The organism is Comamonas antarctica (genome assembly GCF_013363755.1).
GTDB lineage: Bacteria > Pseudomonadota > Gammaproteobacteria > Burkholderiales > Burkholderiaceae_C > Comamonas > Comamonas antarctica.
The window spans coordinates 2,661,033-2,673,953 of record NZ_CP054840.1; the positions used below are offsets into that span (position 1 = coordinate 2,661,033).

General features: G+C 67.1%; 11 protein-coding genes. 6 read left to right on the forward strand and 5 right to left on the reverse strand.

The genetic code is table 11. The features are described 5' to 3' along the window. Window positions 1-47: 47 nt before the first annotated feature. From lgt to HUK68_RS12340, 3 genes are all read right to left on the reverse strand, one after another. Window positions 48-869, reverse strand: a complete 822-nt coding sequence (gene lgt / locus HUK68_RS12330; RefSeq protein WP_175504420.1) for a prolipoprotein diacylglyceryl transferase — start codon at window positions 867-869, stop codon at window positions 48-50. A 165-nt stretch (window positions 870-1,034) separates the two neighbouring features. Then, on the reverse strand, window positions 1,035-2,891 hold the full coding sequence (gene ilvD / locus HUK68_RS12335) for a dihydroxy-acid dehydratase (protein ID WP_175504421.1): 1,857 nt from the start codon (window positions 2,889-2,891) through the stop codon (window positions 1,035-1,037). A gap of 83 nt (window positions 2,892-2,974) precedes the next feature. Next, window positions 2,975-3,211 (reverse strand): TIGR04438 family Trp-rich protein, encoded by a 237-nt coding sequence (locus HUK68_RS12340; protein WP_175504422.1) that lies wholly within the window; start codon window positions 3,209-3,211, stop codon window positions 2,975-2,977. Between the two features lie 92 nt (window positions 3,212-3,303). Between HUK68_RS12340 and HUK68_RS12345 the strand changes: the two genes are divergently transcribed. Continuing rightward, entirely contained in the window at window positions 3,304-3,609 is a 306-nt protein-coding gene (locus HUK68_RS12345) for a c-type cytochrome (RefSeq protein WP_175504423.1), read from the forward strand. Window positions 3,610-3,674: 65 nt separating this feature from the next. Here the strand turns inward: HUK68_RS12345 and HUK68_RS12350 are convergent, their stop codons facing one another. Together HUK68_RS12350 and acs are read right to left on the reverse strand one after the other, a co-directional pair. Beyond that, window positions 3,675-4,214 carry a LapA family protein gene (locus tag HUK68_RS12350; protein WP_244146160.1) on the reverse strand — a complete coding sequence of 180 codons (540 nt, stop codon included), beginning with the start codon at window positions 4,212-4,214 and terminating at the stop codon, window positions 3,675-3,677. A 133-nt stretch (window positions 4,215-4,347) separates the two neighbouring features. Next, entirely contained in the window at window positions 4,348-6,342 is a 1,995-nt protein-coding gene (gene acs / locus HUK68_RS12355; RefSeq protein ID WP_175504424.1) for an acetate--CoA ligase, read from the reverse strand. Between the two features lie 188 nt (window positions 6,343-6,530). On the opposite strand from acs, the gene HUK68_RS12360 reads away from it, so the two are divergent. The 5 genes from HUK68_RS12360 (at window position 6,531) to HUK68_RS12380 (ending at window position 12,914) form a co-directional block, all read left to right on the forward strand. Continuing rightward, the gene (locus tag HUK68_RS12360; protein ID WP_175504425.1) at window positions 6,531-7,142 is read left to right on the forward strand and encodes a TIGR00645 family protein; all 612 of its coding nucleotides are present in this window, start codon (window positions 6,531-6,533) and stop codon (window positions 7,140-7,142) included. Window positions 7,143-7,645: 503 nt separating this feature from the next. Continuing rightward, window positions 7,646-8,899 carry a glycine betaine/L-proline ABC transporter ATP-binding protein ProV gene (proV, locus tag HUK68_RS12365; RefSeq protein ID WP_175504426.1) on the forward strand — a complete coding sequence of 418 codons (1,254 nt, stop codon included), beginning with the start codon at window positions 7,646-7,648 and terminating at the stop codon, window positions 8,897-8,899. Between the two features lie 80 nt (window positions 8,900-8,979). Further along, on the forward strand, window positions 8,980-10,173 hold the full coding sequence (proW, locus tag HUK68_RS12370) for a glycine betaine/L-proline ABC transporter permease ProW (RefSeq protein WP_434082467.1): 1,194 nt from the start codon (window positions 8,980-8,982) through the stop codon (window positions 10,171-10,173). 96 nt (window positions 10,174-10,269) lie between these two features. Beyond that, window positions 10,270-11,292 carry a glycine betaine/L-proline ABC transporter substrate-binding protein ProX gene (gene proX / locus HUK68_RS12375; RefSeq protein ID WP_175504428.1) on the forward strand — a complete coding sequence of 341 codons (1,023 nt, stop codon included), beginning with the start codon at window positions 10,270-10,272 and terminating at the stop codon, window positions 11,290-11,292. Between the two features lie 98 nt (window positions 11,293-11,390). After that, the gene (locus HUK68_RS12380) at window positions 11,391-12,914 is read left to right on the forward strand and encodes an FAD-dependent oxidoreductase (RefSeq protein WP_175504429.1); all 1,524 of its coding nucleotides are present in this window, start codon (window positions 11,391-11,393) and stop codon (window positions 12,912-12,914) included. Window positions 12,915-12,921: the final 7 nt, after the last annotated feature.

The following is a 12,921-nucleotide window of genomic DNA, read 5'->3' on the forward strand; positions in this document are numbered from 1 at the left end:
CCGACCTCCTGCCCGCGGGCAGCGCGCGCGCTGTCGCGCGCGCGACCTCAGGCGATGCTGCGCTGCGGCTGGCGCCCGGCCCAGACCCACATGGCCACGCCGGCGGCCATCATCGGCAGGCACAGCCACTGGCCCATGCTCAGGCCCATCGACAGCAGGCCCAGGTAGTCATCGGGCTCGCGGAAGTACTCAGCGATGAAGCGCAGCAGGCCATAGCCGAACAGGAAGGCCGCCGCGACCTGGCCCTGGCGGTGCTCCTTGCGCGCATAGAGCCACAGCAGCACGAACAGCAGCAGGCCTTCGAGCAGGAACTGGTAGATCTGCGAGGGGTGGCGCGGCAGCATCGAGCCGCTTTGCGGGAACACCATGCCCCAGGGCAGGTCCGGGCTCGAAAAGCGGCCCCAGAGCTCGCCGTTGATGAAGTTGCCGATGCGCCCGGCCGCGAGGCCTGTGGGCACGCACGGGGCAACGAAGTCCGCGACCTGCAGCCAGGAGCGGCGGCGCGAATGCGCAAACCACAGCATCGCGCAAATCACGCCCAGCAGCCCGCCATGGAAAGCCATGCCGCCCTGCCAGACGGCAAAGATCTCGAGCGGATGCGACAGGTAATAGCCGGGCTTGTAGAACAGGCAGTAGCCCAGCCGGCCGCCGACCACGACGCCGACCACGCCCAGGAACAGGATGTCCTCGACATCCTTGCGCGTCCAGGCCTGCTCGCCCGTGAGCCGCGAGAACGGCGGATGGCGCAGGCGCCGCGTGCCCAGGAACAGGAACAGGCCGAACGCGGCCAGATAGGTGAGTCCGTACCAGTGCACGGCAATGGGGCCGAGCTGCAGCGCGACGGGATCGATATGGGGATAGGTCAGCATCCGCTGATTGTGCAGTATGAATAGCACCCCCTGAGCGGCTTCGCCGCTTCCCCCTCTCATCCTTCGGTGGAGGGGGACGGCACCATCGCTGCGGGGCGGCCCTTGCTCGGTGCCCCCCGTGAGGGACAAGCCACGTTTTGGCGCCGCTTAGACGCGAAAAACAGCTCAATCCAGCAGCGACAGATCGCGCACCGCGCCCTTGTCCGCCGACATCACCAGCTTGGCATACGCCTTGAGCGCGGCCGAGACCTTGCGTGGGCGCGGTTTGGCGGGTTTCCAGCCCTTGGCGTTCTGGGCTTCGCGGCGGCGCGCGAGTTCCTCGTCGCTGACGAGCACGTTGATCGCGCGGTTCGGGATGTCGATCAGGATGCGGTCGCCGTCCTGCACCAGGCCGATCGCGCCGCCGGCCGCGGCTTCGGGCGAGCAGTGGCCGATGGACAGGCCCGAGGTGCCGCCCGAGAAGCGGCCGTCGGTCAGCAGCGCGCAGGCCTTGCCCAGGCCCTTGGACTTGATGTAGCTGGTCGGGTAGAGCATTTCCTGCATGCCCGGGCCGCCCTTGGGACCTTCGTAGCGCACGATAACGATGTCGCCGGCGACGACCTTGTCGGCCAGGATGTTCTCGACGGCTTCGTCCTGCGATTCGGTCACATGCGCGCGGCCTTCGAACACCAGCAGCGAATCGTCGACCCCCGCGGTCTTGACCACGCAGCCGTCGAGGGCGATGTTGCCCGTGAGCACGGCCAGGCCGCCTTCCTTGGAGAACGCATGCTCGTACGAGCGGATGCAGCCTTCGGCGCGGTCGAGGTCCAGGCTCGGCCAGCGCGTGGCCTGGCTGAACGCGGTCTGCGTCGGAATGCCCGCGGGGCCGGCCTTGTAGAAGGTCTGCACGGCTTCGCTGGGCGCGCGCGCGATGTCCCATTCGTCCAGGGCTTCCTGGAGCGAAGCGCCATAGACCGTAGGCACGTCGGTGTGCAGGCGGCCGGCGCGGTCGAGCTCGCCCAGGATGGCCATGATGCCGCCCGCGCGGTGCACGTCCTCGATGTGGTACTTGTTGGTGTTGGGCGCGACCTTGCACAGCTGCGGCACGGTGCGCGACATGCGGTCGATGTCGGCCATGCCGAAGTCGATCTCGGCTTCCTGGGCAATGGCCAGCAGGTGCAGGATGGTATTTGTCGAGCCGCCCATCGCGATGTCCAGCGTGATCGCGTTCTCGAAGGCCTTCTTGCCCACCGCGCGCGGCAGCGCGCGCTCGTCGTCGCCTTCGTAATAGCGCTTGGCCAGTTCGACGATGGTGCGGCCGGCGCGCAGGAACAGCTGCTCGCGGTCGGCGTGCGTGGCCAGCACCGTGCCATTGCCCGGCAGCGACAGGCCCAGCGCTTCGGTCAGGCAGTTCATCGAGTTGGCGGTGAACATGCCCGAGCACGAACCGCAGGTCGGGCAGGCCGAGCGTTCGACTTCGGCGACCTGCTCGTCGGTGTACTGGTCGTCGGCGGCCATGACCATCGCGTCGACCAGGTCGAGCTTCTTGAACTCGATCTTGTGCGTGGTGGGATTGGCCAGGCGCACCTTGCCGGCCTCCATCGGGCCGCCCGACACGAAGATCACCGGGATGTTCAGGCGCATCGCGGCCATCAGCATGCCGGGGGTGATCTTGTCGCAGTTGGAGATGCACACCAGCGCATCGGCGCAGTGGGCATTCACCATGTATTCGACCGAGTCGGCAATGATGTCGCGGCTGGGCAGCGAATACAGCATGCCGTCGTGGCCCATCGCAATGCCGTCGTCCACCGCGATGGTGTTGAATTCCTTGGCCACGCCGCCCGCCTTCTCGATCTCGCGCGCCACCAGCTGGCCCAGGTCCTTCAGGTGCACGTGGCCGGGCACGAACTGGGTGAAGGAGTTGGCAATGGCAATGATGGGCTTGCTGAAATCTTCGTCCTTCATGCCGGTGGCACGCCACAGGGAGCGCGCACCAGCCATGTTGCGGCCGGCAGTGGAAGTCTTGGAACGGTAGGCGGGCATGGTGATCTCGGGATAGGTTGCGGTAAGGCTCGTGGGGAAGCCCGATTATGTCGCACCTGCACTGCCGCCGCCTGCCGGGGGGGTCAGCGCCGCCGCTGCGTGCCCAGGGCCTGCTTTTGCCGGTCGATGCGCTTTTGCCGGCGGGCCTCTTCCTGCTCCACCACGCGGCGCTTGGTCAGCCCCGAGGCATCGGCATAGCCCCACCAGGCCACCGTGAGCCCATAGGGCAGCAGCAGCCACCACCACGACAGCTGCGCCAGCGGGCCGACCTCGAGGAAGCGCAAAACCGTCAACAACAATGCAATCAGCAACATCCACATGGAAGACTCCTCTGGAAAAGCCCATGATCTGCGTGCCGCCGCAGGCGCCACTACAATTTCCCGCAGAACAAGACACCGACCGAAAGTTTACGATGAAGCGCACCCTGATCACTCTTGCCCTGGCCCTGGGCGCTGCGGCTCCCGCCATGGCCGACCTGGCGCTTGCCAAGGCCAAGAACTGCATGGCCTGCCATGCCGTCGAGAAGAAGCTGGTCGGCCCCTCGTTCAAGGACGTGGCCGCCAAATATGCCAACCAGAAGGATGCTGCCGACAAGCTCGCGGCCAAGATCGTCAAGGGCGGCGGCGGGGTCTGGGGACCGCTGCCGATGCCGGCCAACGCCACGGTGAGCGACGCCGATGCCAAGGCGCTTGCAGCCTGGGTTCTCGACCAGAAGTAAGCACTGCGCCGGTGCGCATGAAAAAGCCGCCCTCGGGCGGCTTTTTGCTGGGCGCGCTTTTTGACTCAGGGAAATTCGCGCGCGGGCGGCACGAAGCCGCGGTCTTCGATGCGGTGCTCATCGAGGCGGCGATCGTCGAGCCGATGCTCCTCGACACGCCGGTCGCGCAGCTGCTGCTCGAGCTGGCCGATATAGGCGGCGTTGCTGTTTTCCAGTTCCTTCGAGCGGGCCTGGGCACGCGCATCCAGCGTGTCGAGGCGCTCGAGCACGGCGTTCTGGCCTTGCAGGTGCTGGGCTTCGAGCACGGCGCGCAGCTCGGTGAAGCGCGAGGCCTCGGCCTTGTCGGCGAGTTCGCGCTGGGCCTGCATCTCCTTGTTGTGGCGGCGCGTCTCGAGCAGCACCGAGGTCTGCAGCGACAGCACATAGGCCACGAAGAAAATGCCCAGCAGCAGCGTCAGGCCCAGCATGATCACGCCCAGCGGCGCCTGCACGGTGGTGATGCCGAGGTTCACGGCGGAGATGGCCGCGAGCGCCGGCCAGTTCAGCGCCGCGAGCGCGGCAATGGCCAGCACGATCAGGGCCAGGATGATGGTTCGGAAATGCATGCTGTTTCTTCTCCTCGATCAACGCGCGGTCCCGGGCTGGGCCGCCTGCCCTGCGTTTTTACCCCAGCCCGGACCCTGCGCGCGATCCGGCAGCGCAAGCGGTGGCGCCGTCCTACAGTCCGCGCGCGACCGGTCAGTTGGCTTCGGACAACTGCTCGAGAATTGCGGGATTTTCCAGCGTGCTGGTGTCCTGCGTGATGGCTTCGCCCTTGGCCAGCGCGCGCAGCAGGCGGCGCATGATCTTGCCGCTGCGGGTCTTGGGCAGGTTGTCGCCGAAGCGGATCTCCTTGGGCTTGGCGATCGGGCCGATTTCCTTGGCCACCCAGTCGCGCAGCTCCTTGGCGATCTGCTTGGCCTCGTCGCCCGTGGGCCGGCCGCGCTTGAGCACCACGAAGGCGCAGATCGCCTCGCCGGTCACGTCGTCGGGCCGGCCGACCACGGCGGCCTCGGCCACGAGATCGGTCTTGGCAACCAGCGCCGACTCGATCTCCATCGTGCCCATGCGGTGGCCCGAGACATTGAGCACGTCGTCGATGCGGCCGGTGATGCGGAAGTAGCTGCGGTCGCTGCTGCGCACCGCGCCGTCGCCGGCGAGGTAGTAGCCCTTGAGCTCCTCGGGAAAGTAGCTCTTTTTGAAGCGCGCCGGATCGTTCCAGATATTGCGGATCATGCTGGGCCAGGGCCGCTTGATGACCAGGATGCCGCCCGTGCCGTCGGCGATGTCGTTGCCCAGCTCGTCGACGATGGCCGCGGTGATGCCCGGCAGCGGCAGCGTGCACGAGCCCGGCACCAGCGGCGTCGCGCCCGGCAGCGGCGTGATCACATGGCCGCCGGTCTCGGTCTGCCAGAAGGTATCGACGATGGGGCAGCGCTCGCCGCCCACATGGCGGTGGTACCACATCCAGGCTTCGGGGTTGATCGGCTCGCCGACGCTGCCCAGCAGGCGCAGGCTCGACAGGTCGCTGCGGTCGGGATGCACCGCGGGATCGGCTTCGGCGGCCTTGATCAGCGAGCGGATGGCGGTGGGCGCGGTGTAGAAGATCGAGCAGCGGTGGCGCTCGATCATCTGCCAGAAGCGGCCGGCATTGGGGAAGGTGGGCACGCCCTCGAACACCACCTGCGTCGCGCCCGCGGCCAGCGGGCCGTAGGCGACATAGGTGTGGCCCGTGATCCAGCCGATGTCGGCGGTGCACCAGAACACGTCGTCGGGGCGCAGGTCGAAGGTCCAGTCCATGGTCAGCTTGGCCCACAGCAGGTAGCCGCCGGTGCTGTGCTGCACGCCCTTGGGCTTGCCCGTGGAGCCGCTGGTGTAGAGGATGAACAGCGGATGCTCGGCGCCCACGGCCACGGGCGCGCACTCGGCGGGCTGGCCGGCGAGCACTTCGGCAAAGGTCTTGTCGCGGCCGGGCTGCATGGCGCAGGCCGTGGCCGTGCGTTCGTAGACCAGCACCTGGCGCACGCTGGGGCACTCGCCCGAAGCCAGCGCGTCGTCGACGATGGCCTTGAGCGGCAGCTCCTTGCCGCCGCGCAGCTGGTAGTTGGCGGTGATGACCACCACCGCGCCCGCATCGATGATGCGCTCCTGCACGGCCTTGGCCGAGAAGCCGCCGAACACCACGCTGTGCGTGGCGCCGATGCGCGCGCAGGCCTGCATCGCCACCACGCCCTCGATGGTCATGGGCATGTAGATCAGCACGCGGTCGCCCTTTTGCACGCCCTGGGCCTTGAGCGCGTTGGCGAAGCGGGCCACGCGCTCGAGCAGCTCGCGGTAGCTGACGCGCGTCACCGCGCCGTCATCGGCCTCGAAGATGATCGCCGTCTTGTGCTCGACGGGCGTGCCCATGTGGCGGTCGAGGCAGTTGGCGCTGGCGTTGAGCTCGCCATCGGCAAACCACTGGAAGAACGGCGCGTTCGAGCTGTCGAGCGTCTGGCTGAAAGGCTTGTTCCAGTCGAGGTGCTCGCGCGCCAGCCGCGCCCAGAAGCCTTCGTAGTCGGCCTCGGCCTCGGCGCACAGCGCCTGGTAGGCGGGCATTCCGGAAATGCGCGCGGCTTGGGCAAATTCCGCGGGCGGGGGGAAAACACGGTTCTCGACGAGGACGGATTCAATCGCGGATGGCGAAGCGCTCATGGTAATTCTGTCTCCTAGGCAGTTCGGTTCATTGTGCCGCGACTGTCGCCTGCGGGTCTTACACGTCACTGACTGGACGGCGCCGTGCCGGTCCGTCATGGCAGCCTGTGCGTTCAACCCCAGGCCACACCGCCGGTCAGGCCGCACCGATACAATCGCGCACCTATTCCTTTGCCTTTTCCACACCCATGGACACCCCCAATCCCCCGGGCCTCCCAGCCTCTTCCAAGATGGGCCTGCTGGCCTCCTTCATCTTTGCCAGCCGCTGGTTGCAGGTGCCGCTGTATCTGGGCCTGATCCTGGCGCAAGGCGTCTACGTCTGGCATTTCCTGCTGGAGCTGTGGCACCTGGTCGAGGCCGCGTTCGGCAGCCAGGAAGCGCTGCAGGCGCTGGTCACGAGCATCGGCTACAAGCCCGACGCGCCGCTGACCAGCCTCAACGAAACCGTGATCATGCTGGTGGTGCTGGCGCTGATCGACGTGGTCATGATCTCCAACCTGTTGATCATGGTGATCATCGGCGGCTACGAGACCTTCGTCAGCCGGCTGAACATCGAGGGCCACCCCGACCAGCCCGAATGGCTGAGCCATGTCGACGCCACCGTGCTCAAGGTCAAGCTGGGCCTGTCGATCATCGGCATCAGCTCGATCCACCTGCTCAAGACCTTCATCAACGCCGCCAACTACGACTCCAAGGTGCTGATTGCGCAGACGGCAATCCATATTGCCTTCCTGCTGAGCGCACTGGCCATCGCCTTCACCGACCGCCTGCTGCGCAACAACACCCTGCGCAGCCACTGAACGCTGCGCATCCAGCGCCTAGCAAACCCGCCCCGCGCTCCGCGGCGCGGGTTTTTTTACGCCCGGCGTGGACTGCCGAGCAAAAAACGCGCGCGTGATAACACAGCCCAAAAAAACCTTTTATTGACAGAAAAACACTCAATTCATACAATTCAACGCTTCTTTACAACCTGCCATGCAGGTAATCGATGCGTTTCCTGACGTTTCGATCCACTTCAGGCGGCGTTGCCTTGGCAGCCCCGTCATCGGGCCGATCGTGGTCCTGATGCCCAGTGCGGCGGTTTTCACCACCACTGGATCGCCGGCAGACAGGTGTCGATCACCGCGTTGTTGCTGCGTTTTGCCTGGCTCCCCGAGCCCATGTGCTGCGCTCATTTCCGGCGTGCACCAGCCCTTCGCGGTCGCTGGTGGGCCTTGCATCAGGTGCTGCCTTCGGCCTTGCACGCCAGCCTTTTTCGCGAAAGCGCTGGACTGTATCCAATCCAACGAGGGAGAGAGAAACAGTGGCCAAACAGATCACCATCGAACATGTCTTCAAGGTCTTCGGCGATGCGCCGCAGGACGCGCTGGACCTGGTCCAGCAGGGCATGAGCAAATCCGAGATCCTCGCGCGCACCGGCCAGTCGATCGGCGTGTTCGATGCCGACTTCGAGATCCAGGCCGGCGAGATCTTCGTCATCATGGGCCTGTCGGGCTCGGGCAAGTCCACGCTGGTGCGCATGCTCAACCGCCTGATCGAGCCCACCTCGGGCCGCATCCTGGTGGACGGCACCGACCTGGGCAGCCTGAGCCCCCGGGAACTGCGCGCGCTGCGCCGCAAGGACATCTCCATGGTGTTCCAGTCATTCGCGCTGCTGCCGCACGTGAACGTGCTGGACAACACGGCGTTCGGCCTGGAACTCGCCGGTGTCGACCGCGCCGAACGCCAGGCCGCGGCCCAGGCCGCGCTGGAGCAGGTCGGCCTCGACGGCTGGGGCGCGAGCTACCCCGACGAGCTCTCGGGCGGCATGCAGCAGCGCGTCGGCCTGGCGCGGGCGCTGGCCTCCGATCCGTCCATCCTGCTGATGGACGAAGCCTTCTCGGCGCTCGACCCCATCATCCGCACCGAGATGCAGTCCGAGCTGCTGCGCCTGCAGGAAGTCAAGCGCCGCACCATCGTCTTCATCTCGCATGACCTCGACGAAGCCATGCGCATCGGCGACCGCATTGCGATCATGAAGGACGGCCAGGTGATCCAGGTCGGCACGCCCGACGACATCCTGCGCAACCCGGCCAACGACTACGTGAGCCACTTCATCCGCGGCGTCGATGCCGCGGCCGTGTTCAAGGCCGGCGACATCGCGCGCCGCGCGCTCACCGTGGTCAACGAGCACAGCGACCGCGGCTGCCGTCCGGCGCTGCGCATGATCGAGGAATCGGACCGCGACTTCGCCTACGTGCTGAGCCCGCGCCAGCGCTACCTGGGCACGGTGTCGGCCGAGTCGCTGCGCCGCGCGCTGCAGGGCCATGTCGGCACGCTGGGGCTGCAGCATGCGTATCTCGACAACGTGCCCTCGATTGCCGTGGATGCGCCCGTGGCCAACCTGTTCGGCCAGGTCGCGGCCGCGCCCTGCGCGCTGCCCGTGGTGCAGGCCGACGGACGCTTTGCGGGCGTGGTCAGCAAGACCATGCTGCTCAAGTTCCTCGACCGCGACACGCCGCCCGTGCCGCCAAGCCCGCCCTCCTCCGTCACCGCAACCACCGGGAGCGCCGCATGAGCAGTACCGCCGTGAACACCCCCTCCGCCGCCGGCGCGCAACTGGCCCAGGTCAGCACCGATGCGCTTGACTCCACCACCATGGACATGTCCGCAATGCCCCTGCCGCTGACCGACGTGCCCGCGGATACCGCCGCCAGCGTCGCCGATCCCGTTGCCGCGATGGACCCCTGGACACTGGGCAACAGCGGCGGCGTCCAAGCCGGCAACACCGACTGGCTCGACGGCCCGCGCCTGGTCAACGATGCCCTGGGTGGCGCTTCTTCCGACACCCCGGCCACGCTGGCGCAAATGCTCGACGTGCAGCACTGGATGGGCGACTCGGCCCAGGTGCAGAACAGCATCAACCACGGCCTCGAATGGGTCGTCACGCATTTCCGGCCCTTCTTCCAGACGGTGCGCGCGCCCATCGATGCCACGCTGACAGGCGTCGAGGGCCTGCTCACGAGCGTGCCATCGATGGTCATGATTGCCGTCATGGTGCTGCTGGCCTGGCAGTTCGCGGGCCGCGCGATCGCCATCGGCACGCTGGTCTCGCTGGCCATCGTCGCGCTGCTGGGCATCTGGCCCGAGGCCATGGTCACGCTGTCGCTGGTGCTGACCTCGCTGGCGTTCTGCATTCTGATCGGCCTGCCGGTGGGGATTGCGCTGGCCGCGAGCGAACGTGCCCAGCGCTGGACGCGTCCGTTCCTGGATGCGATGCAGACCACGCCGGCGTTCGTCTACCTGGTGCCCGTGGTCATGCTGTTCGGCATTGGCAACGTGCCGGGCGTGATCGTGACCATCGTGTTCGCGCTGCCGCCGCTGATCCGCCTCACCAACCTGGGCATCCGCCAGGTGCGCCCCGACCTGATCGAAGCCAGCCGCGCTTATGGCGCCTCGCCGCTGCAGATGCTGTTCAAGGTGCAGCTGCCGCTGGCCATGCCGTCCATCATGGCCGGCATCAACCAGGCGCTGATGCTGTCGCTGTCGATGGTGGTGATTGCCTCGATGATTGCCGTCGGCGGCCTGGGACAGATGGTGCTGCGCGGCATCGGCCGCCTCGACATGGGCCTGGCCACCGTGGGCGGCCTGGGCATCGTGCTGCTGGCCATCGCGCTGGACCGCATCACCCAGGCCATGGGCAAGCCCCAGCGCGGCGGCGAAGGCTGGACGCAGCGCGGCCCGCTGGGCTGGGTGCTGCGCAGCCTGCGCTCCCGCCCGGCCCCGGCGCCTGCCGCCGCCGCACCCGCGGCGCCGTCGGCCGCGCCCACCGGCAACGCCGCCCGCGCCTGACGACCGGCGCCCGCCATGGCCTGCGGGCCATGGCCGACCGCCCTGCCCGCGACCGCAACATGTCCGGGCCCCTTCCCCAGAACACAGGAAATCGATATGTCGCACACCCCCTCCCGCCTGCGCCGCGCACTGCTGGCCTCCTGCCTTGCGGGCTTCAGCCTGATGGCCGCGGCCCAGGCCCCCGGCAGCGAACTGCCCGGCAAGGGCGTCAAGGTCTATCCGCTCAAGAGCCCGATTGCCGAGGAAAGCTTCCAGACCCAGATCGTCGTCAAGGCACTGCAAAAGCTCGGCTACGACGTGCAGCCAGTGCAGGAAGTCGAGTACCCCACGGCCCATCTGGCCATCGCCAACGGCGATGCGACCTTCATGGCCAACCACTGGATTCCGCTGCATGAAAGCTTCTACAAGAATGCCGGCGGCGACGCCAAGCTCACGCGCAAGGGCACGTTTGCCGACGGCGCCATCCAGGGCTACCTGATCGACAAGAAGACCGCGAGCCAGTACGGCATCACCAGCATCGACCAGCTCAAGGACCCCAAGCTGGCCACGCTGTTCGATACCAATGGCGACGGCAAGGCCGACCTGACGGGCTGCACGCCGGGCTGGGGTTGCGAAGCCGCCATCGAGCACCAGCTCGATGCCTTCCAGCTGCGCGGCACGGTGTCGCACCAGCAAGGCACCTATTCGGCGCTGATTGCCGACACCATCTCGCGCTACAAGGCCGGCAAGCCCGTGCTGTACTACACCTGGACGCCGTTCTGGGTCAGCGCCCAGCTCAAGCCTGGCACCGACGTGATGTGGCTCGAAGTGCCCTTCAGCGCGGCGCCTGGCGACCATGGCGGCGTGGACACCAAGCTGCCCAACGGCAAGAACTACGGTTTCCTGCCCAACAGCCAGCACATCCTGGCCAACAAGCAATGGGCCGAGAAGAACCCGGCCGCGGGCAAGCTGTTCGAAATCATGCAGCTGCCGGTCAACGACATCAATGCCGAGAACAACCGCATGTTCGAGGGCGAGAACAAGCCCGGCGACATCGAGCGCCATGTGGCGGGCTGGATCGAGGCGCACCAGACCACCTTCGACGGCTGGCTGGCCGAGGCGCGCAAGGCCGCGCGATAACCACGCCCTGCGCATAGCCTTGGGGGCTGCGTACCGGACTCCCCCTACACTGGCCCAGGATTGCCACCCGCTGGCGGCCATGGGAAAGGATGTTCGGCATGCGCAGTCTTTTGCTGGGCGGCGAGGTCGCCTGCCCTGAATCCGCGGCCGCGGCCCGCGCGGCGGATGCCTCTCAAACGCAGCCCCTGCTGGCCGCAGACGACACTACCGCCCATTGCGAGATCGCCATCATCGGCGGCGGCGTGGCGGGGCTGCACACGGCGCTGCGGCTGGCTTCGCGCTACGGCCCGCGCATGTGCCTGTTCGAGCGCGATGCCGGGCTGGGCGGGCGCGTGGCCGATGTGCCCGCCTCGGACGAACAGGTCGGAGGACCGTTCGTGCAGCTCGGAGCGCGGCGCATCATGGAAGGGCAGGACGTGCTGGTGCAACTGGCCCATGAGCTGGATATCCCGCTGCAAAAACCCCAGATGCTGGAAGAGCTGGGCTATACGCGCGGCATGTATGCCACCCACAACGACGAATTCATCCGCGTGTTTCCCAGCCTCGATGTCGACCGCGACCGCGGCGGCTACGAGATCCAGCTCTATGAAAAACTGCTGCGCGGCCCCGAGCGCGCCCATGTCGAGCGCTACCCGAGCCTGCGTGCCTATGCCGAGAAAGTGATAGGGGCCGAAGGCTGCGCCTTCCTGCACGAAACCTACCGCTTCCGTGCCGATCTCGAGTACGACCTCAACGCCAGGGCCTACCTCGACTACCTCGACGAGGAAAACGACGCCGGGGCCATCTGCCCGAGCGGCCATTGCCAGAGCCTCTACCCGGTGGGCGGCATGTCGGCCTATACGCGCGCCATGGAGCAGCGCGTGCGCGAACTCGGCGCGCAGATCCATCTCGATGAAGCCGTGCTGTCCATCGACAAGTCGCCCGCCGGCTACCTGATCAAGACCCCGCGCCGCGCAATCACCGCCGGCACGCTGGCGATTGCGCTGCCGCCGGTCGCGCTGGCCCAGGTGCAGGGGGAAATTGCCGATCGCATCCGCGCCCAGCCCGAGTACCAGGCGCTGGTCGGCGTGCGCGTCACCACCATCACCCAGTGGTACGACCACCCCTGGTGGCGCGGCATCATCACGCCGGACGGCCGCCATGTGTGGCGCGCCTGGACCACGGGCCACTGCATCAACTCGGTGGAGATTCCGCTGGAGGATTATGCGTCCACGCAGAACGCCATCCGCGTGGTCTACAACGACCAGTCCGAATGCGCCGACCTCTGGGCGCAGCTGGCGCGCGGCCCGCTCGAAGCGCTGGAAAAGGAAGTCGCGATCGGGTTGAACCACCTGTTCGCCAACAATGGCGTGACCCGCCCCGTGACCATCGGCGCGCCACGCAAGACGGTGTTCCGCGAATGGCCCGACGCCTGGTACTACCTGCGCGCCGGCAACCAGTTCAGCAACCGCGACATCTTCCGCTGGGCCGTGCAGCCGCTGCCCAGCGAAGATGTGGCGCTGGTGAGCGACGGCTACAACCCGCAGCGCTCGGGCTGGGCCGATGCGGCCTACAAGTCATCGATACGCTATCTCAACCGGCGCTTCGGCATGGGGTTGCCGGGACTCGAAGCCCGGCGCTGACAAGCCC